This window comes from Ruegeria sp. BHSA118, assembly GCF_059613405.1.
The window spans coordinates 58,585-82,213 of sequence record NZ_JBXWSM010000001.1 but is presented as its reverse complement, the minus strand read 5'-3'; the positions used below and the strand labels follow the sequence as shown (position 1 = coordinate 82,213).

The 23,629-nt window shown below is 59.2% G+C and carries 23 protein-coding genes and 1 pseudogene; 10 read left to right on the top strand and 14 right to left on the bottom strand.

Annotated elements, in window-relative coordinates; translation table 11 throughout:
* Positions 1-56 precede the first annotated feature (56 nt).
* Complete coding sequence (locus tag AC2FNN_RS00415) at positions 57-743, top strand: M48 family metallopeptidase (protein WP_152458255.1); 687 nt, start codon at positions 57-59, stop codon at positions 741-743.
* 70 nt (positions 744-813) lie between these two features.
* On the opposite strand, the gene AC2FNN_RS00410 is transcribed toward AC2FNN_RS00415, so the two are convergent.
* Genes AC2FNN_RS00410 through AC2FNN_RS00390 form a run of 5 tightly spaced genes read right to left on the bottom strand, consistent with a single transcriptional unit; the run spans position 814 to position 6,078 of the window.
* Positions 814-1,356 (bottom strand): RSP_2648 family PIN domain-containing protein, encoded by a 543-nt coding sequence (locus tag AC2FNN_RS00410; RefSeq protein WP_496755813.1) that lies wholly within the window; start codon positions 1,354-1,356, stop codon positions 814-816.
* On the bottom strand, positions 1,353-2,555 hold the full coding sequence (locus tag AC2FNN_RS00405) for an RSP_2647 family RNA methyltransferase (protein WP_496755811.1): 1,203 nt from the start codon (positions 2,553-2,555) through the stop codon (positions 1,353-1,355). Before AC2FNN_RS00405 ends, AC2FNN_RS00410 begins: the two co-directional genes overlap by 4 nt.
* A 38-nt stretch (positions 2,556-2,593) precedes the next feature.
* Positions 2,594-2,866 (bottom strand): hypothetical protein, encoded by a 273-nt coding sequence (locus tag AC2FNN_RS00400; protein WP_496755809.1) that lies wholly within the window; start codon positions 2,864-2,866, stop codon positions 2,594-2,596.
* Complete coding sequence (locus AC2FNN_RS00395; RefSeq protein ID WP_496755807.1) at positions 2,850-5,645, bottom strand: bifunctional [glutamine synthetase] adenylyltransferase/[glutamine synthetase]-adenylyl-L-tyrosine phosphorylase; 2,796 nt, start codon at positions 5,643-5,645, stop codon at positions 2,850-2,852. Before AC2FNN_RS00395 ends, AC2FNN_RS00400 begins: the two co-directional genes overlap by 17 nt.
* Positions 5,646-5,694: 49 nt before the next feature.
* Positions 5,695-6,078, bottom strand: coding sequence for a DUF4440 domain-containing protein (locus tag AC2FNN_RS00390; RefSeq protein WP_496755805.1), 384 nt, complete (start codon positions 6,076-6,078; stop codon positions 5,695-5,697).
* Positions 6,079-6,226: 148 nt separating this feature from the next.
* On the opposite strand from AC2FNN_RS00390, the gene AC2FNN_RS00385 reads away from it, so the two are divergent.
* The 4 genes and pseudogenes from AC2FNN_RS00385 to AC2FNN_RS00370 all read left to right on the top strand — a co-directional run bounded on the left by AC2FNN_RS00385 (position 6,227) and on the right by AC2FNN_RS00370 (position 8,442).
* The gene (locus AC2FNN_RS00385) at positions 6,227-6,649 is read left to right on the top strand and encodes a DUF2852 domain-containing protein (RefSeq protein WP_209832825.1); all 423 of its coding nucleotides are present in this window, start codon (positions 6,227-6,229) and stop codon (positions 6,647-6,649) included.
* Positions 6,650-6,714: 65 nt separating this feature from the next.
* The gene (locus AC2FNN_RS00380; protein ID WP_496755803.1) at positions 6,715-7,146 is read left to right on the top strand and encodes an RDD family protein; all 432 of its coding nucleotides are present in this window, start codon (positions 6,715-6,717) and stop codon (positions 7,144-7,146) included.
* A 75-nt stretch (positions 7,147-7,221) separates the two neighbouring features.
* Complete coding sequence (locus tag AC2FNN_RS00375) at positions 7,222-8,046, top strand: arginyltransferase (protein ID WP_496755801.1); 825 nt, start codon at positions 7,222-7,224, stop codon at positions 8,044-8,046.
* Between the two features lie 7 nt (positions 8,047-8,053).
* Positions 8,054-8,442: pseudogene (locus tag AC2FNN_RS00370) on the top strand (VOC family protein).
* A 132-nt stretch (positions 8,443-8,574) separates the two neighbouring features.
* Here AC2FNN_RS00370 and AC2FNN_RS00365 read toward each other — a convergent pair.
* The 4 genes from AC2FNN_RS00365 to AC2FNN_RS00350 form a co-directional block, all read right to left on the bottom strand.
* Positions 8,575-10,929: a TRAP transporter large permease gene (locus AC2FNN_RS00365; protein ID WP_496755799.1), complete on the bottom strand. Its 2,355-nt coding sequence runs from the start codon at positions 10,927-10,929 to the stop codon at positions 8,575-8,577.
* Between the two features lie 17 nt (positions 10,930-10,946).
* Positions 10,947-11,873, bottom strand: coding sequence for a TRAP transporter small permease subunit (locus AC2FNN_RS00360; protein WP_496755798.1), 927 nt, complete (start codon positions 11,871-11,873; stop codon positions 10,947-10,949).
* Between the two features lie 120 nt (positions 11,874-11,993).
* Positions 11,994-13,076 (bottom strand): TRAP transporter substrate-binding protein, encoded by a 1,083-nt coding sequence (locus AC2FNN_RS00355; protein ID WP_496755796.1) that lies wholly within the window; start codon positions 13,074-13,076, stop codon positions 11,994-11,996.
* 23 nt (positions 13,077-13,099) lie between these two features.
* Positions 13,100-13,324, bottom strand: coding sequence for a hypothetical protein (locus tag AC2FNN_RS00350; RefSeq protein WP_496755795.1), 225 nt, complete (start codon positions 13,322-13,324; stop codon positions 13,100-13,102).
* On the opposite strand from AC2FNN_RS00350, the gene AC2FNN_RS00345 reads away from it, so the two are divergent.
* Both AC2FNN_RS00345 and AC2FNN_RS00340 read left to right on the top strand, forming a co-directional pair.
* Complete coding sequence (locus AC2FNN_RS00345) at positions 13,323-14,756, top strand: cache domain-containing protein (protein WP_496755793.1); 1,434 nt, start codon at positions 13,323-13,325, stop codon at positions 14,754-14,756. The genes AC2FNN_RS00350 and AC2FNN_RS00345 overlap by 2 nt on opposite strands.
* The gene (locus tag AC2FNN_RS00340) at positions 14,753-15,400 is read left to right on the top strand and encodes a response regulator transcription factor (protein WP_171631808.1); all 648 of its coding nucleotides are present in this window, start codon (positions 14,753-14,755) and stop codon (positions 15,398-15,400) included. Before AC2FNN_RS00345 ends, AC2FNN_RS00340 begins: the two co-directional genes overlap by 4 nt.
* 83 nt (positions 15,401-15,483) lie before the next feature.
* Here AC2FNN_RS00340 and AC2FNN_RS00335 read toward each other — a convergent pair whose 3' ends face one another.
* Both AC2FNN_RS00335 and AC2FNN_RS00330 read right to left on the bottom strand, forming a co-directional pair.
* A complete protein-coding gene (locus AC2FNN_RS00335; RefSeq protein ID WP_496755792.1) occupies positions 15,484-15,867 on the bottom strand; it encodes a bleomycin resistance protein in 384 nt (127 codons plus the stop codon).
* Between the two features lie 47 nt (positions 15,868-15,914).
* Positions 15,915-16,760, bottom strand: coding sequence for a HalD/BesD family halogenase (locus AC2FNN_RS00330; RefSeq protein WP_496755790.1), 846 nt, complete (start codon positions 16,758-16,760; stop codon positions 15,915-15,917).
* A gap of 422 nt (positions 16,761-17,182) precedes the next feature.
* Here AC2FNN_RS00330 and AC2FNN_RS00325 point away from each other — a divergent pair, with 422 nt between their 5' ends.
* The 3 genes from AC2FNN_RS00325 (at position 17,183) to AC2FNN_RS00315 (ending at position 20,598) form a co-directional block, all read left to right on the top strand.
* On the top strand, positions 17,183-18,934 hold the full coding sequence (locus tag AC2FNN_RS00325) for an acetolactate synthase 3 large subunit (RefSeq protein ID WP_496755788.1): 1,752 nt from the start codon (positions 17,183-17,185) through the stop codon (positions 18,932-18,934).
* 69 nt (positions 18,935-19,003) lie between these two features.
* Positions 19,004-19,564: an acetolactate synthase small subunit gene (gene ilvN, locus AC2FNN_RS00320; RefSeq protein ID WP_496755786.1), complete on the top strand. Its 561-nt coding sequence runs from the start codon at positions 19,004-19,006 to the stop codon at positions 19,562-19,564.
* A 314-nt stretch (positions 19,565-19,878) separates the two neighbouring features.
* Positions 19,879-20,598: a helix-turn-helix domain-containing protein gene (locus AC2FNN_RS00315; RefSeq protein ID WP_496755785.1), complete on the top strand. Its 720-nt coding sequence runs from the start codon at positions 19,879-19,881 to the stop codon at positions 20,596-20,598.
* Positions 20,599-20,607: 9 nt separating this feature from the next.
* Here the strand turns inward: AC2FNN_RS00315 and AC2FNN_RS00310 are convergent, their stop codons facing one another.
* The 3 genes from AC2FNN_RS00310 to AC2FNN_RS00300 all read right to left on the bottom strand — a co-directional run bounded on the left by AC2FNN_RS00310 (position 20,608) and on the right by AC2FNN_RS00300 (position 23,628).
* Positions 20,608-21,393: a DUF2189 domain-containing protein gene (locus AC2FNN_RS00310; RefSeq protein ID WP_496755784.1), complete on the bottom strand. Its 786-nt coding sequence runs from the start codon at positions 21,391-21,393 to the stop codon at positions 20,608-20,610.
* 26 nt (positions 21,394-21,419) lie between these two features.
* The gene (locus AC2FNN_RS00305; RefSeq protein ID WP_496755782.1) at positions 21,420-22,820 is read right to left on the bottom strand and encodes an amidase; all 1,401 of its coding nucleotides are present in this window, start codon (positions 22,818-22,820) and stop codon (positions 21,420-21,422) included.
* 103 nt (positions 22,821-22,923) lie between these two features.
* Positions 22,924-23,628, bottom strand: coding sequence for a M50 family metallopeptidase (locus tag AC2FNN_RS00300; RefSeq protein ID WP_496755781.1), 705 nt, complete (start codon positions 23,626-23,628; stop codon positions 22,924-22,926).
* Position 23,629 lies beyond the last annotated feature (1 nt).

Here is a 23,629-nt window from a genome sequence, read left to right as displayed (position 1 = left end):
CGAACATCCCGCAGGTGTGACTTGCGCAAAGCCCATGTTCGGACCATATCTTTGACATGCTTCGATTGACCCCGATCCTGCTGGCAATTGGCTACGCCATCGTGATGTACCGTATTTCGGTCTGGCGCACCCATCGTGAGTTGGATGCAAAATCGACCGAACTGGCCGACCCGGTGCTGAAACGGATGACGGACCGGCTGGCCGCAGCTTTGGAAATCGATCGGGTACCCGTCTATATCTATGAGATCGACCCGGTGAACGGGCTGGCTGCTCCGGATGGTCGGATTTTCATCACGCGCGGATTTTACCGAAAATTCCGCAACGGAGAGGTGTCGGCCGAGGAAATGGCCAGCGTGATCGCACATGAGTTGGGGCATGTTGCTTTGGGTCATGCAAAACGACGGATGATTGATTTTTCAGGTCAAAACGCGATGCGGACGGCGCTGATCATGGTGCTGAACCGCTTTATTCCGTTTATCGGGGCGATGATCGCGAATGCCTTGACGTCATTGCTGGCCTCGCGCCTGTCGCGTCAGGATGAGTATGAGGCGGACGAATATGCCGCCGCCTTGCTGACCAAGGCCGGAATCGGGATCGGGCCGCAGAAATCCTTGTTTCACAAGCTGGAAGACCTGACGCAGCAACGGGCGGGCGTTGCCCCGGCTTGGTTGATGAGCCACCCGAAAACGGGTGAGCGCATTGCGGCACTGGAGGCCCTTGAGCAGCGTTGGGCGCGAGGCTGAGGGTGCGCAGCGAGAGGCCAGCCTCTCGCGCTCTCCGGGATATTTTGGGCCAGATGAAGGGGAATCCGGTCTATTGGGTGAGCGCCTTGCCAAGGCGTGGAAGGCGGGCCTTTTTCATCAGCGCCCGTAAGGTCCATTGATGACCGGAGAGGCGGATGGCTTCACTCAGAACGCGATCGGCGATGGTTGCCAGGCCGTCAGGGTCCGATAGCCAGAGACTATGCAGCAAGCTGTCGGGATCTCGGCGATCGAGCCCCTCCTCTGCCAGGATATTTCTGGGGAAATCCTTGGCGTTGACGGTGACGATGACGTCAGCCGAGGCGGCGATGGCCGTCGCCAGAACGTGGATATCGGCTGAGTCGGGTAGCCAGAGGCGCTGCTCCAGCGCTGCGCCCGCGGCGCGTTCGGCCTGCGGCCACTGCGCCTGCGCCAAGGCAATTTCGGCGCGGGCTTGCGCCTCGCCCGTCGGGCCCAGCTTGCGCGCGGCGCGGGCCCATTCCTCGAGGATGCGGGCGGACCAGATCGGAGTGAAATGGCCAAGGCGGGCCGCGCCCAACAGCATCTCGCGCATCACCGTGGGATAGATGACGCAGGTGTCGAGAACGGCCTTCACAGGCGGTAGAACACTGCTTTGAGGTAGCCGCTTTCCGCCAGTTGCGGCAGTTGCGGGTGATCCGGACCCGCAAACCCGGTGTGGATCAGTTGCGCCTGACGCCCGGCGCGCCCGATCCCACGAGAGGACGCATCGCGGAACCGGCTCAGGTCAGCAGCGTGTGAACACGAACACAGCCCCAGATAACCACCTGGTCTGACCAGCGGCGCCGCCAGTCGTGCGATACGTTCATAGGCGCGCAGACCCGCATCCAGCGCTTGTCTGGACGGCGCAAACGCGGGCGGATCACAGATCACCACGTCAAATCGCGCGCCTTCTTCGCTCAGTTGAGTCAGAACCTCGAACGCGTCGCCCTGCCGGGTCTGGAACTTTTCAGCAAGGCCCGACGCCTCGGCCCCTTTTTTCGCCAGGTCGAGCGCGGCGGCTGAGCCATCGACGGACAATGCCTGCCCCGCACCGCCTGCAAGCATCGCCAGACCGAAACCGCCCACATGGCTGAACACGTCCAGAACCTGCGCATCGGGATGAACCAGGCGCGCGGCAAAGGCGTGATTGGGGCGCTGGTCGTAAAACAGCCCGGTCTTCTGACCGCCTGTCAGATCCGCCATGTAGGTGGCGCCATTCATCGGCACCGGCAGGGGCGCATCGGGCGCGGTTCCGCGCAATACTTGGTTGACGTCGTCCAACCCCTCCAGCCCGCGTGTACGGCCCGAGGCGTTCTTCAGCACCGTGGTCACGCCTGTGACTTTGACCAATGCTTGGGTCAGCACATCCAGATGCGCCTCGGCCCAGGCCGCGTTCGGCTGAATGACGCAAGCCTCGCCAAAGCGGTCGATGATGACGCCGGGGAAGCCGTCCGCTTCGGCATGGATCAAACGATAATACGGGGCGTCGAACAGGCTTTCCCGCAGATCAAGGGCGCGCTGCAAACGGTTCTCGAACCACGTCGCGTCAAGCTGCGCGTCGATGTCATGGTCCAGCACCCGGCACATGATCTTGGACGCGGGGTTGACCGCAACCAGCGCGATGGGCGCCCGCTTGTCATCTTCGAGCACCGCCAGAGCGCCCGCCGGGATTTTTCGGGTACGGCGGTCCGAGACGATGTCATTGGCATAGACCCAAGGGAAGCCATGGCGCAGGCCGCGCGCATTGGCTTTGGGTTTCAGGCGGATACGGGGACGGTCGGTAGATTGGGTCATGGCGCCCTCATAGTCCTGAACGCGCCGGTGCGAAAGCCCTAGCGGTTACGGGATCGCCAACCGCCGCGGCGTTTTGGGGCCTTTGCCGTCTGAAGACCTTCGGTCAGAACCTGTGTCATCGGATGATCGGGGTCCTGCTCGGCATAGCCCGCGTGCAGTTCGGCCAGCGCCGTGTTCTGGTCGCGATCCGCGGGAAGGCTCAGCGCCCAGTCCAAAAAGATGCTGCGACACTCTGGCAGGGTGATGCCGTCGATTCGATAGGCTTCGCGGATCAGACCCTTGTGGTCGTTGGGATCACTGCTGCGCGCCATCTTCTTCCCCCTTGATCACGCCGCCGATCAGATCGGCCGCGGTCGTGTAACATTCCTGCAATGCCGCCTGCAACGCCTCGACCTGTTCGAACCCGGTAGCGCGGCACAAAAATGCAGCACCGCCTTCTCCGATCTTGTCGGCATCGATCGTCTTGCCCGACAGCAACCGCGCGGCGCATTGCACCGACCAGCATAAGTCATAGCAGTCTTTCAGAGATTGCGCCTGCGCGACATCCAGCAAACCGGCTGCGACGGCGCCATCCAGACCCGACGCGACATCGCGCTGCGCAGACCCCGCCAGCAAAGCACCGGTTTCCGCCATCAACTCGATATCCATCAGCCGGCCGGGGCCGTTCTTGGCATCCCAGATACCGGCGGGTGCCTTGGCCGCGGCCAGGCGCGACCGCATCTCGGCCACTTCGCGCAGCACCTTCCCCTGCTCTCGCGGGTGCGACAGAAACTCAGTGCGGAAGGTTTCGATTTCCTCGGCCAGCCCGGCATCCCCGGCAACAACATGCGCGCGGGTCAGGGCCAGATGCTCCCACACCCAGGCTTCGTTCCGCTGGTAATTGACAAAGCTGGCCCAACTGGTCGCAACCGGCCCCTGGTTGCCCGAGGGACGCAACCGCATATCGACCTCGTACAAGCGTCCTTGCGACATCGGCGCGGACAATGCCGTGATCAGGGCCTGCGTGAACCGCGCATAATACGTGCGCGTGGCCAAAGGGCGCGGACCGTCAGACATGTCCTGATCCAAAGGATCGTAGATCACGATCATGTCCAGGTCGGATTGCGAGTTGATCCGGCCTGCCCCCAGCGACCCCATCCCAAGCACGGCAGCGCCGCGCCCCGGTGCAGGGCCGTGTTTGCGGGCGAAATTCTCGGTGACATGCGGCAGGATGGCCGCGATGACCGACTGCGCAAGCTCGGCATATTGCCGACCTGCCTTTTTTCCGTCGATCAGGCCGCGCAGGTGATGCACGCCGACCCGGAAATGCCATTCCTTGCACCAGCGCCGGGCAAGATCAAGCTGGGTTTCATAATCCGTTTCTTCTGACAAAGCCTGCGTCAATTCCGTCTGCAAGGCCTCTTGCCCGGGCCAATCCGCAAAGAAACTGCCCCCGATCACCGCATCAAATACCGACGCGTTGCGGGACAGGTGCGAAGCCAGAGCATGCGAGGTTCCGACGATATCGATCAACAAGTCGATCAGTTGCGGATTCGCCTCGAACAGCGAAAACAGCTGCACCCCGGCTGGCAGGCCAGCCAGGAACCCGTCCAAAGCCATCAGTGCTTCGTCGGGCTTGGCGGTTTTGGCCAGACGTGACAGCAACTCGGGGCGCAGACGTTCGAAAATCCGCGCGCCGCGCTGGGACCTGAGGGCCGGATATGTCGTCCATCGGGCCAGAACGTTCTTGTCGAACTCCGCCTCCTGTACGTGGGCGGGCGCTGCACCAGGTCCGGGGGCAAAGAACCCTTCGGTCAGCTCATGCACTTCGGTCAGGCGGGTTTTCAGGTCCTGCGTCAACTCGGCGCTGCTGATCCCCATCAGGCAGGCGACCCGTTCGATCCCGTCGGGAGAGTTTGGCACCTTGTGGGTCTGCGCATCGTGAATCATCTGGATGCGATGTTCGACTTCGCGGTGCGCCCGGTAATGATCGGTCAGCTTGTCCGCCACATCCTGTGGCACCCAGCCTTTTGCCGCCAGCGCCGCCAGCCCGGGAACCGTGCCACGCACCCGCAGGTCAGCGTCCCGCCCGCCCGCGATCAACTGGCGGGTTTGCGTGAAAAACTCGATCTCGCGAATACCGCCCTGCCCCAGTTTCATGTCGTGACCGGGGATCGACAAAGACCCGCCCGTCCCCTTGTTTTCACGGATGCGCAGGCGCATGTCATGAGCGTCCTGAATGGCGGCAAAGTCCAGATGACGGCGCCAGACAAAGGGGCGCAAGCCGTCAAGGAAACGCTGCCCCGCATCCAGATCCCCGGCGCAGGGCCGCGCCTTGATGTAAGCCGCGCGCTCCCAGGTACGACCGAGGCTTTCGTAATACCGCTCGGCGGCCTCCATCGCCATGCAAACCGGTGTCACGGCCGGATCGGGGCGCAGCCTCAGATCCGTTCGAAACACATAGCCATCCGCCGTCTTCTCGCTCAACGTCGCGCAGAAATTGCGCGTTGCCCGAACCATGCCTTGCCGGGCCTCGTAAAAGTCATCGGGGTCAAAGCGCGTTTCATCAAACAGGACGATCAGATCAATATCCGAGCTGTAGTTCAGCTCATGCGCGCCCATCTTTCCCATCGCCAGTATGACCAGGCCGGCTGCGGTTTCGATGTCATCCTCGGTCATGCCCGGCAGCTTCTTGCGCCGGATCAATGTTGCGATCTCGGCCTTGGCGGCAACATCTGCGGCCAGCGCACCGAAATCGGTCAGGGCCGCCGTGACCTTCTCCAATGGCCACGCACCTGCAATATCGGCCAACGCCGTGAGCAGAGCCATTCGTCGCTTTGCCTGCCGCAATCCGGGTTTCAACTGATCCGGCGGCAGATCACGCGCAGCAGCCATGACGTCAGCCAATGCCTGATCCGGGTGCATCAGGGCCTCGGGCAGCCAGCCCTTCTCTTGTTCGACCAGACGTTTCAGATAGGGGCTCGAACCGGCGGTGCCCGCCACCAATTCCGCCATCTCGGTCCGCAGATCAGGCATCAGGGCCCGCGCTTCGTCCCCCAGGGATGGATCGAAAGCGCGCGGAAGTCGTGAAATGGCAAGAACGTCAGTCATAGGCGCAAACTGCGCATCGCGGCGCGCGATCGTCAATGGGGCATTCTGATCAGGTATTCTGAACCGGCGTGTCCTGACTGAAACTGTTGACCCAAACGTCGTCTCTGCGTTCCCACAAAGAAGAAATCAGCATCACCTCGCGCGTTATCGCACCCGGGCGCAGGTAATCGGCTTTGTAGGACAACAGGACGATATCCGGTGTCAGAACGCGCAATCTCGCGTCGCTCAATTCAAACTCGGCCATCGTCGGTGCGTCTGCAAATTGACCGACATGATCGTCACGATTGGCAAATCCCGTCGGATAGACCCCAAGAAAATCCGCGCTCAGCAACGCCCGGTCTGCGCTTGCGTTGCCCTCAACCAGCGCCATCCAGACCTGCTTTTCCAAATTCAGAATCTCACTCAGCGCAGGTGCCGTTTTGTGTTCTGTCATATCCATTTCCGCAACCTGCGGCTGATGACGCTCACCGTCAACTGGCTTGCTGAATGTAAATCTTTTTTACATTGAGCCCTTGCAACCCCCGCCCACGACCCCATCTAAGCAATGTGAAAAGAGTTTACATCAACCCTGGAGAGCTCAAATGACCGCATTGTCCGACCCCGCCGTCCCCGCGAATCCGGGATGGCTTTACCGAATCGAGGCCTGGCTGGATGACAAAGGCAAAGGGGCCTGGATCGCTGCCATGGTCCTTGGTTTCATCTTCTTCTGGCCGGTTGGCCTGGCCCTTCTGGCTTACATGATCTGGAGCAAACGCATGTTCAGCAAATCCTGCAGCCGCCGCAAATCCTGGCACAGCCACATGAGTGCAATGAAGCCCTCGGGCAACAGCGCCTTTGACGCCTACAAAGCAGATACCCTGGCCCGCCTGGAACGCGAACAACAGGACTTTGAGGCGTTCCTGCGCCGCCTGCGCGATGCCAAGGACAAGGCCGAATTCGACGAGTTCATGGACGAACGCGCCCGCGAGAACCATGAAGACGACGGAAATGCCAAGCCTGCCTGATTGACCTTGCCCTGTCCCGGCACTCCGGGACAGGGTACCCTGACACATTTTTTCGGACCTGACGAATGAACCACTTGCCTGACCCGGATACCCAACCAGAATTCTACAACTCGGTGACAAGCAAACGCTTTGTCGCTTGGTTGTTTGATGTCGCCTTCATCTCGCTGCTCTGCACGGTGGCGATCCTGTTGAGCGCAGGCCTCGGCCTGTTTTTTCTGGCGGCGATCTATGCCGTGATCAGCTTTGTCTATCGCGTTGTAACCATCACCAACGGCTCGGCCACATTGGGCATGCGGTTCATGGGAATCGAATTGCGCGACGCATTCGGAGAGCGGATGGATATGGGCAAGGCCATCGCCCACACAGCCGGCTATTTCGTCAGCATGGCGGTCGCGGTGATCCAGATCATCTCGGTGATCATGATGCTGACCAGCGCCCGCGGCCAGGGTCTGACCGACAGTTTTCTGGGCACGGTCATGATCAATCGACGGGCCTGACACGCGGTTGCGCGAAACACTTGGCGGCCTCGGGAACGGTTGCTATCATCCCACCCGAGGCTACCTGGGAATTTCATGCGACACACGCTGCCAATTGCGCCACAATTCTATGTCACGGCCCCGCAACCCTGCCCCTACCTCGATGGCAGGATGGAGCGTAAGCTGTTCACCGCGCTTCAGGGCGAAGGTGCGGAACAGTTGAACAATTCCCTGTCGCAGCAAGGGTTTCGCCGGTCGCAGAATGTACTCTACCGCCCTTCCTGCACAGATTGCGCAGCCTGCCTGTCCGCCCGGATCGACGTCTCGGCGTTCCGCCCGACAAAAAGCCAGAAACGCGCTGTGAAACGCAACGGATATCTGCAACGCCGCGCCACATCGCCCTGGGCCACGGACGAGCAGTATGAGCTGTTCCGCCGCTATCTTGACACCCGGCACGCCGATGGCGGCATGGCCGACATGGACGTGTTCGAGTTTGCGGCAATGATCGAGGAAACCCCGATTCGAAGCCGCGTGGTGGAATATGCAGATCCTGAGACCGGCGACCTGATCGCTGTCAGCCTGACCGATGTGCTCGATGATGGGCTGAGCATGGTCTACTCTTTCTACGATCCGAACCAGCCTCAGAATTCTCTGGGCACCTATATGATCCTGGACCACATCGAGATCGCGCGCGAAGCCGGCCTGCCCTTTATCTACCTGGGCTATTGGGTCCCCGGCAGCCCCAAGATGGGCTACAAGGCAAAATTCTCCGGGCTTGAGGCCTATGTTCAGGGCGAATGGCAAAAGATCACAGATCCGGATACCTTCTGCTCTTCCGCACGGCACCCCCTGTCCACCGCTCCGATTGCCGAGCAAGTGGCCAATATCCAGCTTCCCGACCGCCACCCCACCAAGGGCTGACCATCCCATGAAACAGAACCTGCACGCCGTCACCCTCGTGGTGCCGGATTACGATGATGCACTTGCGTTTTACACGGAAAGACTTGGCTTCCAACTCTTGAAGGACATCGATCTCGGGGGCGGAAAACGCTGGGTCCTGATCACACCGCCGGGTTCAGACGGCGGCGCCCTTCTTCTGGCCAAAGCCGACGGGCCTGAACAACGCGCCGCCATCGGCAACCAGACCGGCGGCCGTGTGGGCTTTTTCCTTCAAACCGATGATTTCCAACGCGACTACACACAGATGCGTGCCAACGGGGTCCATTTCGAAGAACTCCCCGCTTTGAATCCTATGGCACAGTCGCCGTCTGGCGCGATCCTTACGGCAACCGCTGGGATCTGATCCAATTCACCTGATCCGCTTCTTCATCTGGCCGAAAATATCCCGGGGATGAATTGGCCGCAGGACAAGAAGGGGCTGGCCCCTTCCCTGCAACAAACAAGAAAAAGGGGGCCCACGGGCCCCCTTTTGCATTTTGATGATCCGGATCAGTTCGGGATCAGGTCCGGTACGATCGTGACAATCGCCGGGAAGAACCACAGAATTGCGATCCCTACCACCTGGATCAGAACAAACGGAATGATCCCGCGATAGATATGGCCCGTCGTCACTTCCTTCGGCGCAACCCCTCGCAAGTAGAACAATGCGAACCCGAACGGTGGTGTCAGGAAGGATGTTTGCAGGTTCACCGCCACCATGATCGTTACCCATTTCGGATCGAACGACCCGCCATAGATCACCGGACCCACAATGGGGATCACGATGTAGATGATCTCGAGGAAATCCAGCACGAAGCCCAGTATGAACAACACCAGCATCACGATCAGGAAGACCGTGAACTCGTTGTCAAAACTCTTCAGGAATTGCTGGATATAGTGCTCCCCTCCGAACGAGATCACCACCAGGTTCAGCAATTGCGATCCAATCAGGATGGTAAACACCATCGAGGTCACCTTGGCCGTCTCACGCACCACCGGGGTCAGAACTCCGCTGGAGTACAGCACCCAGCACCCGAACAGCAGCCCGAACAAGGCATACAGATAGGCCGCATATGCGATGATGAAGGCGATCCAGGTCTCCAGCGTCACGTTGCCCTGATTGACCCGCAGGTCAAAGTTCACCCCCATCAGCAAGGCGATGATCACGGCAAAGGTCGACCAGATGATCACCTTGCCCGATCGCCCCTGATCCTGAAGCTTGCGATAGGCCGCCAGCATGATGGCGCCACCCGCCCCCAGCGCCGCCGCCGGCGTCGGGTTGGTCACCCCCCCCAGGATCGATCCCAGAACCGCGATGATCAGAACCAGCGGCGGGAAGACCACGCGGATCAGGTCATTGGTCGCACATCGCGCCGCGGCTTCCCTGCAACCATACATGGCCAGCGCAAATGGCAACGCGAGCAACAGGAACGTCGCACCCGAAGATGTTGTGGGCGAAATCAGCAAGATATCGACCAACACCATAAGCAGCAGACCAATCGCACCAACGATAAGCGGCTGTGGCGCACGCGAGGGGGCAATGCCACGACCCAGAACCAGAGTGAGGCCCAACAGCACGACGGTGATCGCGACACCTGTGCCAATTGGTGCGGCTGATGCAATCATTTCCTGTTGTACAGCGGCCAGTTCTTCTTCGGTCAGGCGCTGAGACTCCGCTGCACCGCCAGCGGCGTCAATGGCTTCCTGCTCGGCCACCGCCTGATCCCAGGCGGCCTGACCATGCAGATCGATCATCGATGCCTTGCATTCTTCCGACACGTTGGTACGCAACGATGCACCCTGCCCGATATCCGAGAAAGCCGAGACCGAGATGCTTTGGCTGCCGATCACGCCGACATTGTCCAGCAACACCGCGCCGACGATCAGCGCAACCGGTGCGCCCAGCAGCCAGGTCAGACCTTCGGATCGGGTGATCGGCTCGCCTGACCCGCCTGACAGCGCCACGGCAGGTGCCTTATGGGGATTCAGCAACGCATAGCCAAACGCATACAACGCATAAAGCAGGGCCAGAAGAATCCCCGGCAAAAGCGCTGCCTGGAACAAGGTTCCGACCGAGACAACCGCAGGTTCCCCCAAATAGGTCAGCGCATCGGTACATCCTGCCTCAACGGCCCGCGTCTCTTGTGCTGTCGAGTAGAGATCACCCGCCAGCGTGCCAAGCAGAACGATCACGATCGACGGCGGAATGATCTGCCCCAGCGTCCCCGAAGCTGCGATCACACCGGTTGCAAGTTCTGGCGAGTAATTGTTCCGCAACATGGTTGGCAGCGCCAGCAGGCCCATTGTCACCACGGTCGCGCCGACAATGCCGGTAGAGGCCGCCAAAAACGCCCCCACAACCACGATCGACACCGCCAGACCGCCCGGCAGCGGCCCAAAGACGCGCGCCATCGTCGTCAGCAGGTCGTTCGCGATTTTTGAACGTTCCAGCGTGATGCCCATCAGAACGAACATCAGCACGGCCAGCAATGTTTCGATGGATTGCCCGGCCAGAACACGTTCGTTCATACGGTTCACGATGAACGACACGTTGCGGTCCAGCGCGGTTTCCCAACCTTGCACAAAAACCGGCTCGGCGATCCTTGGCAAGTCCGGGTATCGGAACACGGAAATGACATCCGCCTTGACCCCGGAGTTCACCAGATCTCGATAGGCTTGCGAGCCCGTGTCGATTGCCTGGTGGACCAACAGCCCGGCGCTGTCCAGTGCGGCAATGATCCCGAAGGAAATCACCCCGGCGCCACCGATGGCAAAGGCCACCGGGAAGCCGGAAAGGATGCCCCCGAAGAGGCAGAAAAATACGATAATGAGGCCTATCTCGACGCCATCAAGTCCGAATAGCATTGTCTGGTTCTCCGTCCTTAATGCGCGCCTTCATAGGCTTCTTCGCCCTCACCAAGGCTGTCCTTGTCGAGGTATTTTCCGGTGCTTTCCGGCCCTTCCACGAACTCCAGATACGAGCGATACAGGAATGCGATTGCGTGCAGGAACACCATCGCGGCAAAAGCCACCAGCAAGATCTTGAACAGGAAGTAGGCATTGAAGCCATTGGGGCTGAACCCGATGGTTTCCACGTTCCAGCGCAGCGCACGGGACTTGGCCACCAAACGGTCCAGCGTGTCACTGGCCGAAGGTTTCGGCACGATCAGATGCCGCCACATGAAGTACCAGCCATACATCCACGTCAGCACGGCCACAGGCATCATGAAAAGCAGAGAGCCCAGCATGTCGATCACCCGTTTGGCACGGTGGCTGATGCCGGCATAGATGAGGTCAACACGCACGTGACCACCCTGCACGAATGTATAGGTACAGCACAGGCACACAACCATCGCGTTATACAGCTTCAGTTCCTCAGCGTACCAGCTGATATCCATCTGGACCGGAATACCCAACCCAAATGACATATCGGGTCGGGTAAAGACCCGCTGCATGAAAACGATCACGATCTGCTGGATCACCATCAAAAGGCCCGCCCAGGCAAAGAAACGCCCGGTCGTATTGGCAAACCCCTCAAGGCCCCGCACGATGGCCCACATGAAGTTCCGATAGTACAGCCCGATGGCCGTCAGAACCAGAAAGATCGTGAACACCACAAAGAAGAACTCGACCGAACCGCCGTAATAGACAAAGCGCATGATTGACGCCTTGTCGGACCAGTCCAGCCAGAGTTGCGGATGCGTGATGGCGTATCCGAAATTATAGAAGGCTTCGGCAATGTTCTGAATGAACCAGACCAGTCCATTCCACAGGGCGCCGAAGAACGAGATACCGTTTTCGTCCTGCATGTTGTCCCCAGGTCGTCTCAGTTGTGCATGGGATTATTGTTGCTTGCCCAATCCCCTTAGCGCAACGGGAAAGGCTCCCCCGCCAAGCGGGGGAACCGGTTTTCCTTGGATCAGAATGGCTTAGCCGCGAACACGGTCGCGCTGAGCGGTGTAAACACCCGACGACAGGTTGTTCCAAGCAGACGATGCTGCCATCGACGTCATTGCGCTGTCGTGGATCTTCTTGAACAGTTCATCGCCCATGTTCTCGTCCAGCACTTCCTGGCTGGCCTTGCCGAACGCGTCCCAGACACTGTCCGGGAATTCCAGAACCTTGACGCCACCCGCCTGAAGACGCTGCAGCGCTGCGCCGTTGTTTGCCAGGAACTGCGCCAGGTTCCACTGGTGCGCTTCGGCGGCAGCGATCTCGATGATCTTCTGCTGTGCCGGGGTCAGTTCATTGAACACGTCGCGGTTGGTTGCCAGCGACAGACCTGCGCCCGGCTCGTGGAAGCCCGCAGTGTAGTAGGTCTTGGTGATTTCCTGGAAGCCGGCCTTTTCGTCGGCCCATGGACCGATCCACTCGGTACCGTCGATCGCGCCGGACGACAGCGCCTGATACACTTCCGACCCCGGAATGTTCTGTACGGATGCGCCCAGTTTACCCAGCGCCTTGCCGCCCAGACCCGGCATACGGAACTTCAGACCATTGAAGTCTTCGGGGCTGTTGATCTCTTTCGAGTACCAGCCACCTGCCTGCGCACCGGTGTTGCCGGCCAGGAAAGACTTCAGGCCAAAGATTTCGCCCAGCTCGTCATGCAGCTCCATACCGCCGTCATGATAATACCAGTTCACCAGTTCCTGCGCCGTCATGCCGAAAGGAACGGCCGTGAAGAACGCATAACCCGGGTGCTGACCCACAAAGTAATAGTCAGCGGCATGGTACATGTCGGCCTGACCCGACGACACCGCGTCAAATACTTCGAAGGCGCCAACTAGCTCGCCCGCTGCCTTGATTTCAACATTCAGGCTGCCATCGGACATGGCATTGATGCTGTCGGCACAACGCTGCGCGCTGTCAAACACGCCCGCCAGACCACGACCCCACGAGGTCACCATGGTCAGCGTACGCTGGCCCTGCGCATAGGCCGGTGCCGCCAGTGCGGTCGCGGCAGCAGCCGAACCGCCCAGCGCGGATTTTTTCAGAAATGAACGACGATCCATATGAGTATTCCTCCCCTTCATAGTCACGGTCCGGCAGAACCGGACCTATCGCATTCAGTGCGCGTCAGCCTAATCGCACCGAAGTGAAAGGGAATACCTACTACTGCGTAGAGAATCGATTTCTTTGCTTTTTTTCTGCCAGAAATCGGGCGGTGAAGCCCGGCGGTTATAGTGATCATCGTTGTATTTGCCGGACAAAGCCCAATCTTTTTGCATTTTCGCCGCTGCTTGCGTATCGATTCGTCCATGCAAAGACTCCGACATCTGGTCTCGCTGACCTATGCGCAGAAATTGTCACTGGTTGCCGCAATCCCGCTGGTCGTGGCCGTGGCGGCAATAGCCGTGCTTGTGGCATACGAGGCGCGCGCGACCGCCGAGCGTGAGATCGAAGCGTTGGAACGCAGCCTGGTCGAAGCCAAGAAGGAAGAGCTGCGCAACTACGTGACACAGGCCCGCAACGGGTTCGCGTACATCTATGGCCGGGCCGAGCCTGATGATGAGGTCGCGAAAAACCTCGTGTCCCAAATCCTGTCGGCAATGATCTATGGTCAGGATGGGTTCTTCTTTGTTTACGATTATGACGGCAACAATCTGGTAAGCCCCCGCCAGACGCAGTTCATCAACCGAAACTGGGAAGGGCTGACGGACAGCGATGGCACTCCGATCGTTGACGAGTTCATCCGCCTCGCCCGCCAGGGGGCTGGTTGGCACAGCTTCATGTGGCAAAAGCCTTCGACCGGAGAGGAAGCGCAGATGATTGCCTATGTCGTCGGGCTTCAGGACTGGCGCTGGGTCGTGGGGACCGGTGTCTTCATCGACGACATCGTTGCAACGGTCGCCAACGCCAGGGCCGAGGTCGAGGCCCGCGTTCAGCGCACCTTCATGTATATCGGCGCGATCGTTGTGGCGGCGGTGCTCATCGTTTTTGCATCCGGCATGTTGCTGAACATCCGCGAGCGCAGACTTGCGGATGCCAAGCTGAAGGAACTGACCCAGCGCGTCTTCGATGCCCAGGAAGAAGAACGAGGCCGGGTTGCCCGCGAACTGCATGACGGCATCAGCCAGATTCTGGTGGGTGTACGCTATGCGCTGGACAACGCGCGGCGCCGCCTGTCCCGCGGCGATGACGCGGGCGCACGCGATCCGCTGGACAAAGGGATTGACCATCTTGGCACCGCCATCACCGAGGTCCGCCGCATCAGTCGCGACCTGCGCCCCGGCGTGTTGGATGATCTGGGTCTTGGACCAGCGCTGAAAGCCCTGACCGACGATTTCCGGGACCGCACCGGGATCGAGACCGAATTCTCGACCGTGGTGTTCCGCAACCGGCTGGATCAGGACAGCAAGATTGCCCTGTATCGCATTGCGCAAGAGGCGCTGACCAATATCGAGCGCCACTCTGGCGCCACGCATGTTACCATCGACCTGCGCGGGCACAAGAAAGGGGCAACCATGCGGATCACCGACAATGGCCGGGGCATCCGGACCGATCCCGGCACCCCCAGCACCGGGATCGGGTTGCGCAACATGCAAGAACGCATCGAACAGCTTGACGGGTCCCTGCGCATTCTGTCATCACGCGGACCGCGTGGCGGCACCGTCATCGAAGTCAGCCTGCCGCTGAGCCACCTTCTGCCGCCGCAGGAAGACGCAACACCGAACCGAAAGGCCGGCACATGAGCGCCGAAAGCATCCGAGTTCTTATCGTCGACGACCATCCTATGGTGGCCGAGGGCATCCAGTCCATCCTCGAAAGCTATGATGAGATCCAAGTGGTCGGTACGCTTGGCAGCGGACAGGCGGCAGTGGATCAGGCTGTTGACCTTGCCCCGGATGTGATCCTGATGGATCTGAACATGCCCGGCCTCGGCGGTCTCAGCGCCACGGAAATCATCCTGGAACGATTGCCGGAAACGCGCATCCTGATCCTGTCGATGCATGACAGCCCGGAATACATCTCGACCGCGCTCAGTCATGGTGCCAAAGGATACGTGCTCAAGGATGTGCCCACGGAAGAGATCAAGCAGGCCATTGATGCGGTGATGCGGGGTGAACGGTATCTGTGCACCGGCGCCAGCGGATCGCTCAAGCCCAAGGGCGACAACGTGCGCGAAGCGCTGACCGGACGTGAACAGACCATTCTGCTGGAACTGGCGCAGGGCAAATCCAACAAGGAAGTTGCGCAAACGCTGGATATTTCCGTGCGCACGGTCGAAACGCACCGCAAGAATATCAAACGCAAACTCGGCATATCCTCGACCGCCGGGCTGACACGCTACGCTTTGGAACATGGCGTGCTGCAAGGGACTGGCGTCGGTTTCTGATCTGCACGCGCCCGCAGCGCGCAGCGCTGCCCGGCCCAACCAGAGGATACGCGCCACAGGCGTGTTGACGATGGGCGGGAGCGCTACCCGCCGGGTCCAAGACCTTCTCCGAAAAAAACCAATGTCCCGTCTTCGTCCAGAACGTGGAATTCACGCTGATTATAGGGCTGATTGAACGGCGGCCTGACACGGCCTTCGGGCAGATCGGCCAATCGGTCGCGCAGGCTGTCATAAAGCCCATCAATATCTTCAACATCGATATAGAAGGAGTGTTCATCACCCAATGGCTTGCCGTCATCCCGGGGTGGGCACTCCAAAAGGCGGATCGCAACAGGACCACGTTTCAAAAAGGCATAATTGTCCTGCGTGAACCCACAGGTGAACCCAAGGCGATCACAATAGAAGTCGATCTGGTCCTTCAGGGACGAGCACAACACAAATGGTGTAAGCTGCAATATCCTAGGCATCTGACTCTCCGGACAGGAAACAGATGCATTCTACCGAGGTTGAACCTTCAATCCAGCAATTGATCCTTTCGCAGCCCCGCGCGCTTGTGGTGATGCGGCAAAACGCGGCCATACAACTGCTGCGTCCGCTCGACCCCACCGCACATGCCTTCAGCCTCGACAAAGGAAAAGATGCCGACATAACGGCGGCGCTTGCCTCTGACCGGAGCAACCCGGTGCAGTGAATACCGGCCCTTGAAAATCTGCAAATCCCCCGGCCGCAGCTCCAGCCGGCGAACGCGCCCCATGTTCCCATCGAGAACCGAGGCCACAAGATCAAAGTTTTCACGTTCCGCCGTCCGCAGGTTGGGCGCGTACTCGAACGCGCCGCCCGTCTCTCCGTTCTGGATGGCCAGCGTCACGGTGTAGTTGTTGGTGTCGAAATGCCAGGGAAAGCCCTGCCCTTCTTCCACGACATTGATGATCACGTCCGCCAATGGATCATCGTAGCGGAAAAAGCGGTCTTCGGGTTCATTCAGGGCATCGCGGACAAAGGGAAGAAAGCCGTCGAACTCGTAGATTCTCCGTAACGGGCCGGAGTTCGAAAGATTGTCCGCCGGGACAAAGGCGTTCGAACGATCATAGAACCGGCGGATCGGATGGGCGGTGCCAAGCCTTGGATCGTCCTTCGTGAAATAGGCGTTGGTTCTGTTGAAGGACCGGTGCGCCTTGGGCGCCACCCCCTCGGCTTCTTGCACCAGAAGCTTGACCCCTGCTTCGTGCACGAAACCCGGCAGAACAGCACATCCATCCTGCTCCAACTCGCGTCTCAAATCCTCGATCAGCCGATCATAAGCCGGTGAATCCGGACGATCGATTGGATAGCGGCCAAGATCAACCAGGTCCTGCAACATTTCAAGCCTCCGGGTTTTGCCCCCTGCACGTTCAGCGTGGCGCAGAAAAAACTAATGATCATGCCCGTTTCGGACATCGGCCTGACGCTTTCAGACCGCCTTATCCGCACACAAAACGGCCAATTTACCCGCGGAATTCCCGGAAATTCCCGACATGCGGCAATCTGCGCAATAAAATGTCGCAAAATACCGCCCCTGAGATAGAAAATTGGTGCAATTGCCTGTTGACGCCCCTTCCCCCCGACCATAATGTCGCCTCCAAGCAAAAAGGAGCCTCTGGCGATGAGAACGCTAGTCGTAATCGTAGGAACCACGCGCATGGGCCGGTAACGGTAAACCATAATCGAACCCATGCGCCTCCGAAAATTCGGGGGCTTTTTTTTGTCAAACGCAAGACACATGTCGCGAACGGAGCAAAGCAGATGACACGTGAGATGACCGGCGCAAAGATGGTGGTTCAGGCCCTCAAGGATCAGGGCGTGGACACGGTATTCGGATACCCCGGTGGCGCCGTCCTACCGATCTATGACGAGATCTTTCTGCAAAACGACATTCGCCACATTCTGGTGCGACACGAACAGGGTGCAATCCACGCCGCCGAAGGCTATGCGCGGTCGACCGGCAAGCCTGGTGTTGCGCTTGTAACCTCTGGTCCCGGTGCCACAAACGCCGTTACCGGCCTGACCGATGCGTTGCTGGATTCGATCCCGATTGTGGTTCTGACCGGACAGGTCCCGACCTTCATGATCGGATCGGATGCCTTTCAGGAGGCCGACACCGTTGGCATCACACGCCCCTGCACCAAACATAACTGGCTGGTAAAGGACACGAATTCACTGGCCGAAACGCTGCACGAGGCGTTCCATGTGGCCAAGTCGGGCCGTCCCGGCCCGGTTCTGATCGACATTCCTAAGGATGTGCAGTTTGCCACGGGTGAATACAACAGTCCGAAACCTTCAACCTCGCACTACCAGCCTGTGCTGAAAGGCGATCTGGAGGAAATCAACGAGCTTATTGCAGCCATTGAAAAAGCCAAGAAGCCGGTTTTCTATACGGGTGGTGGTGTCATCAACTCTGGCCCCGCAGCCAGCCAGTTGCTGCGCGAACTGGTGGATTCCACCGGCTTCCCGATCACCTCAACCCTGATGGGTCTGGGTGCCTATCCCGCGTCGGGTGAAAACTGGTTGGGTATGCTGGGGATGCACGGCCTTTACGAGGCGAACCTTGCAATGCATGGCTGTGACCTGATGATCAACATCGGTGCACGGTTCGACGACCGGATTACAGGGCGCATTGACGCGTTCTCTCCAAAGTCGAAGAAAGCCCATATCGACATTGATCCGTCTTCGATCAACAAGGTCATCCGCGTGGACATCCCGATTGTCGGCGACGTGGCGCATGTTCTGGAAGACATTCTAAAGGTGTGGAAGTCACGCGGGCGCAAGACCGATGCGGCAGCCGTCAAGAAATGGCAGGCGCAGATCGCCGAATGGCGCAAGATCAACTGCCTAGCCTTCACCAACAGCGAAAAGTCGATCAAACCGCAATACGCTCTGCAACGGCTTGAAGAACTGACGAAAAAGCATGATCGCTATATCACCACCGAAGTCGGCCAGCACCAGATGTGGGCGGCGCAGTACCTTGGGTTCGAAGACCCCAACCGCTGGATGACATCGGGCGGTCTGGGCACCATGGGTTATGGCTTCCCCGCCTCGATTGGCGTGCAGATGGCGCATCCGGATGCTCTGGTGATCAACGTCGCCGGCGAGGCCAGCTGGCTGATGAACATGCAGGAAATGGGCACGGCCGTTCAGTACCGCCTGCCCGTCAAGCAGTTCATCCTGAACAACGAGCGCCTCGGCATGGTCCGCCAGTGGCAGGAACTGCTGCATGGCGAGCGCTATTCACATTCCTGGTCCGAAGCCCTGCCCGATTTCGTCAAGCTCGCCGAGGCCTTCGGGGCCAAGGGGATCATCTGCAAGGATCCCGCCGATCTGGACGATGCGATCATGGAGATGATCAATTATGACGGCCCGGTGATCTTCGACTGTCTGGTTGAAAAGCACGAGAACTGCTTCCCCATGATCCCGTCGGGCAAAGCCCATAACGAGATGCTGTTGGGCGAGGCGGAAACGCAGGGCGTGATCGACAGCAAAGGCTCGGTTCTGGTTTAACAAAATTCGACGGATTTGGTTGAGCGCCGCGCTGTGCTCAACCTGTCAAGGATGATGAAAGGGACATAAATGTCTGCCCTACATATCAAAAAAGGCGCCACCCGCCATTCGGCCTATAACCTACGACCTACCTTCTCGGACGTGCAGGAACGCCATACCATTGCCGTTCTGGTCGAGAACGAACCCGGTGTCCTGGCTCGTGTGATCGGTCTGTTCTCAGGCCGCGGCTATAACATCGAAAGCCTGACCGTGGCCGAGGTGGATCACACAGGACACCTGAGCCGCATCACCATTGTCACCACAGGCACACCGCAGGTGATCGAGCAGATCAAGGCGCAGCTGGGCCGGATCGTGACCGTCCATGACGTGCATGACCTGACTGTCGAAGGTCCTTCGGTTGAACGCGAACTGGCCATTATCAAAGTCGTGGGTGAAGGCGACAAGCGGGTCGAAGCCCTGCGCCTGGCCGACATCTTCCGCGCCAATGTTGTCGACAGCACCCTGAACTCTTTCATCTTCGAAATCACCGGTGCGCCCGACAAGATCGACGCGTTTGCCGACCTGATGCGCCCGCTGGGCCTGATGGAAATCGCGCGTACCGGCGTGGCGGCCCTGCTGCGCGGCAATTGACCGACCTGTCCCGCCTTGGCACTTGTCTTGCAGCCAAGGCGGGAACACTTTTTAAGGTGGCCGGCGATTTGCAATTCAACTCTGGCGATCTGATTGCGCTAAAATTGCCATAGGGTCGGCTTTTCCCGAAAAAGATCAGGCATTTTCAGATAAAGCCTATTGCCTTTACACATGGGAACGTTAGCCTTGTCGCCGCAACGCGACGTGGGGATACGTTGCTTGGGGTCATTCTGTACGATTTTTGAATATGCACCGGGCTTCGGCGTCGGTGCGTTGACGGTTTCTTCCGGAAACTTAGCAAGACGTGGGCACCCATGACTGACGATATTCGTAGTCCGGCCGAGATTCGCGCAATGTTTGGTGCGAACCTTCGGCAATTGGCAAAGCGATACCGCTCGGTCTCGGCGCTGTGCCGCCAACTTGGCGTAAACCGCACCCAGTTCAACAGATACCTTTCCGGTGAAAGCGTTCCCAGACCGGATGTGCTGGACCGTATATGCCGGTTCTTCGATGTGGATGCCCGTGTTCTTCTGAAACCGCTGGACGAGATCGAAAGGATCGAAGAACACCCCGCAACTCCGGCCCTGACAGAGTTTCTAGGTTCTGGTGCGGATGCGATCGAGAAATCCCCGTTTTCACCCGGGTTCTACGCGGTGATCGAAAGCCTTTCGGCTGAACACCGGATGACCCTGCTGCACGCCCGACCCTTGGCCCAATGTACGTTGATCCGTGGCTACGTGTCACGTGCGGCAATGCCCGAGGCAACACCGAAAGCGCGGGAAATACAGGGGATAGCGGCCTCAAGCGGTGACACTGTCTATATGCTGACCTCCCAGCGGGAAGGTCAGAACAGCCGGGTCTATCTGATCTCTCCGGACCCTACGGGAACGGCAGTTCATTGGCGTGGGTCGGTCATCAGCCCGACAAATGCGACAACGCCCGAACCCGTTGTGCTGAAATACCTTGGGCACGACTCGACGGCCATTTTTGCTGCTGCGCGATTGTCGACAAACAACGTGGCTCAGCACTTGTAACCTACCGTCTCAGGTTGGTGTTTTCCCTTCATCGTTCCGCGTGATCTGCCGGTACAGATGCCAACTGGCATGTCCCAGCAACGGCAAAACCACCAGCAGCCCCAGAAACCAGGGCACCATCGCCAGAAATGTCAGCACCGCAATGAAAGCACCCCAGGCCATCATCACCGGAAAGTTCTCTGACACGTAGGTAAAGCTGGTGATCATTGCCGTTACAAAATCCAGCTCGCGGTCCAGCAGCAAAGGGATCGACAGAACGGTGATCATGTACAGTACGGTTGCAAAAACCGCCCCGACTGCCGTGCCGACTGCCAGCATTGTCAGGCCATTCAATGTCAGAAACACCTCAAGCGAGGTCGACACGTTGGTCATCGTCGCCAACCCCATGAACAGGGCAAAGATCATGTGCCCCAGAAAAAACCAGAAAAGAAACACGACGACTATGATCGCGCAGATCGAGGGCAACTGTCTGCGGCTTTGCTGCATCACGACCCCGAAGATCGCGCCAAAATCGAGCGGCTCGCCTTGTTCCAGCCTGTGCGATACCTCGTACAGACCAACAGCGGCAAACGGGCCGATCAGCGGAAACCCGATGGCCGCCAGAACCAGCCAGAAAGTTGTTCCGGTCTGAACTGTAACCCATGCCATCGCCCACCCGGACAGTACGTAAAACCCCGCAAAAATCAGGCCGAACAGCGGCGCGCGGCGAAAGTCGGCCCAGGCGCGCTGCAATGCAGTACGCAGCATGGTGGTATCGACCGGTCGCATATCCGGAACACCAAAGGGTTTTTCCATATTGTCTTCCTCCTCCCTGACCGGCGTTATGGCATCGCCGGCCTCTTGTTTGGCCAATTGGTTTCGGCGTGGTAAGCCGCTCCGACTGACAACAGTTTCCGGTCCGATCCTTTGGGCCCGAACAATTGAAACCCCATCGGCAGGCCCTGCGCGCCAAACCCTGCTGGCATGGCCAGACATGGCAGGCCGATCAGGCTGACCGGTATCGTGACATGCATCCATCGGTGATAGGTATCCATGGCCCGGCCCGCGATTTCTGTCGGGTAAGGCAAATCAACCGAAAACGGCCAGACCTGAGCAGAGGGCAGAACCAACGCGTCAAACTGTTCGAACAGGTTCGCCGCGCAACGGAACCATTCCGAGCGGATGACACTGGCGTGGTGCACCTCCATCGCACTCATTGCCAGACCTCGATCCAGTTCCCATTGTGCCGTGTCTTTCAAATCTTCCTTTTGCGATGCCAAGGGTTCCAGCCCGGCAGCTACGCTGAACGACCGCAAGGTGATCCAGCTGGTCCAGAGTTTTTCGGCATCGAAAGGCGGGGCGACGTCCTCGACCCGCGCGCCACGCGTTTCGAACACGCCCATCGCGTCTTTGCAGATGTCAAGAATACCGGGCTCGGTCGGAAAGGCGCCCCCCCAGTCGCCAAGCCACCCGATCCGCAGCCCTTGCAGATCCGCGGCGGTCACCGGCGACACCGGCGCACTTTCAACGGCCAGCGGCAAGCGCGGGTCCGGACCCGAGATGACGTCAAGCAGAACAGCCAGATCTTCGGGGCGGCGCGCCATGGGGCCCAGTGTCGACAACTGGTGCAAAAAGCTGTCCCCCACGGGATCGGAAGGCACCCTGCCCCAGCTTGGCCGAAAACCATAAACGTTGTTCCAGGCCGCCGGGTTGCGCAAGCTGCCCATCATGTCCGAGCCATCGGCCAGCGCAACCATGCCGGTCGCCAAAGCAACCGCCGCGCCGCCGGATGAGCCACCGCAGGTACGGTTGGCGTCATAAGGGTTGCGTGTTGCGCCATAGACCGGATTGAACGTGTGCGATCCCAACCCAAATTCCGGCGTATTGGTCTTGCCGATCAGGATGGCACCGGCTTGCCGCATCCGGGCGGCGATCAGATCGTCGCTGGCTGGCACGTGGTCTTGAAAAACTGGTGATCCTTGCGACGAGACGACGCCCGCCACATTCACAAGATCCTTGACAGCGATTGGAAGGCCGTGCAGCGGGCCGATGATCGGGCCGTCGTCACGGGCTTTCGCCTCGGCCATCAAACCATCTGAATCCCTTAGCGCGACGATGGCATTCACCTCACCGTTGACCTTGGCGATGCGATCCAGCGTGGCCCGCATCACGTCCGAGGCTGAAACCTGCCGGTTGGCCAACTGTTTCAAAAGGTCTGTTGCCGATATCCGGGTCAGGTCCATGGCGCGCCATTCTGCTGTTGTTTCCAGCAGCCTAGCGGGCAGTTCAGATCATTTAAACCCACTGTTTACATGTATCTTTTCAACGTTGTCCCGGACGGCAAGGTCAGCGCGCTGATCTGCGAAAATGCAGGTTGCTGTCGGCCCCAAGCCAGTAGCGCAGGCAAAGAGCTATCGCGATGCAGCTGAGCACCAGCCAGATCCCGCCCCACAACATGGCAGAGCCACCGAATTCCTCGGCCAGCATGAAAGCATCCGACCGTGCGCCGGACCGTCGGATCGTATCATCGAAGATATCGAAAGGGACATAGATCATGCTGGTCAATCCGATCACGCGCAGCACCAGATCGCTTACATCCGGGCGCAGAAACCACGCCGCAGCAATCATCGCAGCCCCGGTTCCGATGCTGAAAACAAGGGCGAACTGGTCGCGGATATACATCACCGCCACCAGACACATGACGCCGCCAAAACCCGCCAGAACGGCGCGGTCGGCCCGTGTTCGCAGGGCAAGGATCAAAAGAGCCATGCCAAGCGCCAGTGAACCAAGATATCCGGCAGACAGGCTGAGAAAGCGATTGCCGTCCCGGCCAACGACAACGCCGCCCTGTTGTGATGAGATCGAAAAGCCTTCGACAGAGCCGCCCGTCATCAGGATCGTCACCGCATGAGACAACTCATGCAGAAAGACGACCAGTATCTTCAGTGGAACCGCAACCGGTGTGTTCCAGAGCGCAAAGACCAGACCGGTGATCAGGATTAGCTGCCAGTGCCCTTTCAGAACGCTCAGAAAAGGGCTATTACGCTTCACC

Bases quoted from the DNA above. Each gene is read 5' to 3' on its own strand.
- AC2FNN_RS00415 (WP_152458255.1), top strand. From the start codon at position 57: ATGCTTCGATTGACCCCGATCCTGCTGGCAATTGGCTACGCCATCGTG.
- AC2FNN_RS00405 (WP_496755811.1), bottom strand. From the start codon at position 2,555: ATGACCCAATCTACCGACCGTCCCCGTATCCGCCTGAAACCCAAAGCC.
- AC2FNN_RS00400 (WP_496755809.1), bottom strand. From the start codon at position 2,866: ATGGCGCGCAGCAGTGATCCCAACGACCACAAGGGTCTGATCCGCGAA.
- AC2FNN_RS00395 (WP_496755807.1), bottom strand. From the start codon at position 5,645: ATGACTGACGTTCTTGCCATTTCACGACTTCCGCGCGCTTTCGATCCA.
- AC2FNN_RS00390 (WP_496755805.1), bottom strand. From the start codon at position 6,078: ATGACAGAACACAAAACGGCACCTGCGCTGAGTGAGATTCTGAATTTG.
- AC2FNN_RS00385 (WP_209832825.1), top strand. From the start codon at position 6,227: ATGACCGCATTGTCCGACCCCGCCGTCCCCGCGAATCCGGGATGGCTT.
- AC2FNN_RS00380 (WP_496755803.1), top strand. From the start codon at position 6,715: ATGAACCACTTGCCTGACCCGGATACCCAACCAGAATTCTACAACTCG.
- AC2FNN_RS00375 (WP_496755801.1), top strand. From the start codon at position 7,222: ATGCGACACACGCTGCCAATTGCGCCACAATTCTATGTCACGGCCCCG.
- AC2FNN_RS00365 (WP_496755799.1), bottom strand. From the start codon at position 10,929: ATGCTATTCGGACTTGATGGCGTCGAGATAGGCCTCATTATCGTATTT.
- AC2FNN_RS00360 (WP_496755798.1), bottom strand. From the start codon at position 11,873: ATGCAGGACGAAAACGGTATCTCGTTCTTCGGCGCCCTGTGGAATGGA.
- AC2FNN_RS00355 (WP_496755796.1), bottom strand. From the start codon at position 13,076: ATGGATCGTCGTTCATTTCTGAAAAAATCCGCGCTGGGCGGTTCGGCT.
- AC2FNN_RS00345 (WP_496755793.1), top strand. From the start codon at position 13,323: ATGCAAAGACTCCGACATCTGGTCTCGCTGACCTATGCGCAGAAATTG.
- AC2FNN_RS00350 (WP_496755795.1), bottom strand. From the start codon at position 13,324: ATGGACGAATCGATACGCAAGCAGCGGCGAAAATGCAAAAAGATTGGG.
- AC2FNN_RS00340 (WP_171631808.1), top strand. From the start codon at position 14,753: ATGAGCGCCGAAAGCATCCGAGTTCTTATCGTCGACGACCATCCTATG.
- AC2FNN_RS00335 (WP_496755792.1), bottom strand. From the start codon at position 15,867: ATGCCTAGGATATTGCAGCTTACACCATTTGTGTTGTGCTCGTCCCTG.
- AC2FNN_RS00330 (WP_496755790.1), bottom strand. From the start codon at position 16,760: ATGTTGCAGGACCTGGTTGATCTTGGCCGCTATCCAATCGATCGTCCG.
- AC2FNN_RS00325 (WP_496755788.1), top strand. From the start codon at position 17,183: ATGACACGTGAGATGACCGGCGCAAAGATGGTGGTTCAGGCCCTCAAG.
- ilvN (WP_496755786.1), top strand. From the start codon at position 19,004: ATGTCTGCCCTACATATCAAAAAAGGCGCCACCCGCCATTCGGCCTAT.
- AC2FNN_RS00315 (WP_496755785.1), top strand. From the start codon at position 19,879: ATGACTGACGATATTCGTAGTCCGGCCGAGATTCGCGCAATGTTTGGT.
- AC2FNN_RS00310 (WP_496755784.1), bottom strand. From the start codon at position 21,393: ATGGAAAAACCCTTTGGTGTTCCGGATATGCGACCGGTCGATACCACC.
- AC2FNN_RS00305 (WP_496755782.1), bottom strand. From the start codon at position 22,820: ATGGACCTGACCCGGATATCGGCAACAGACCTTTTGAAACAGTTGGCC.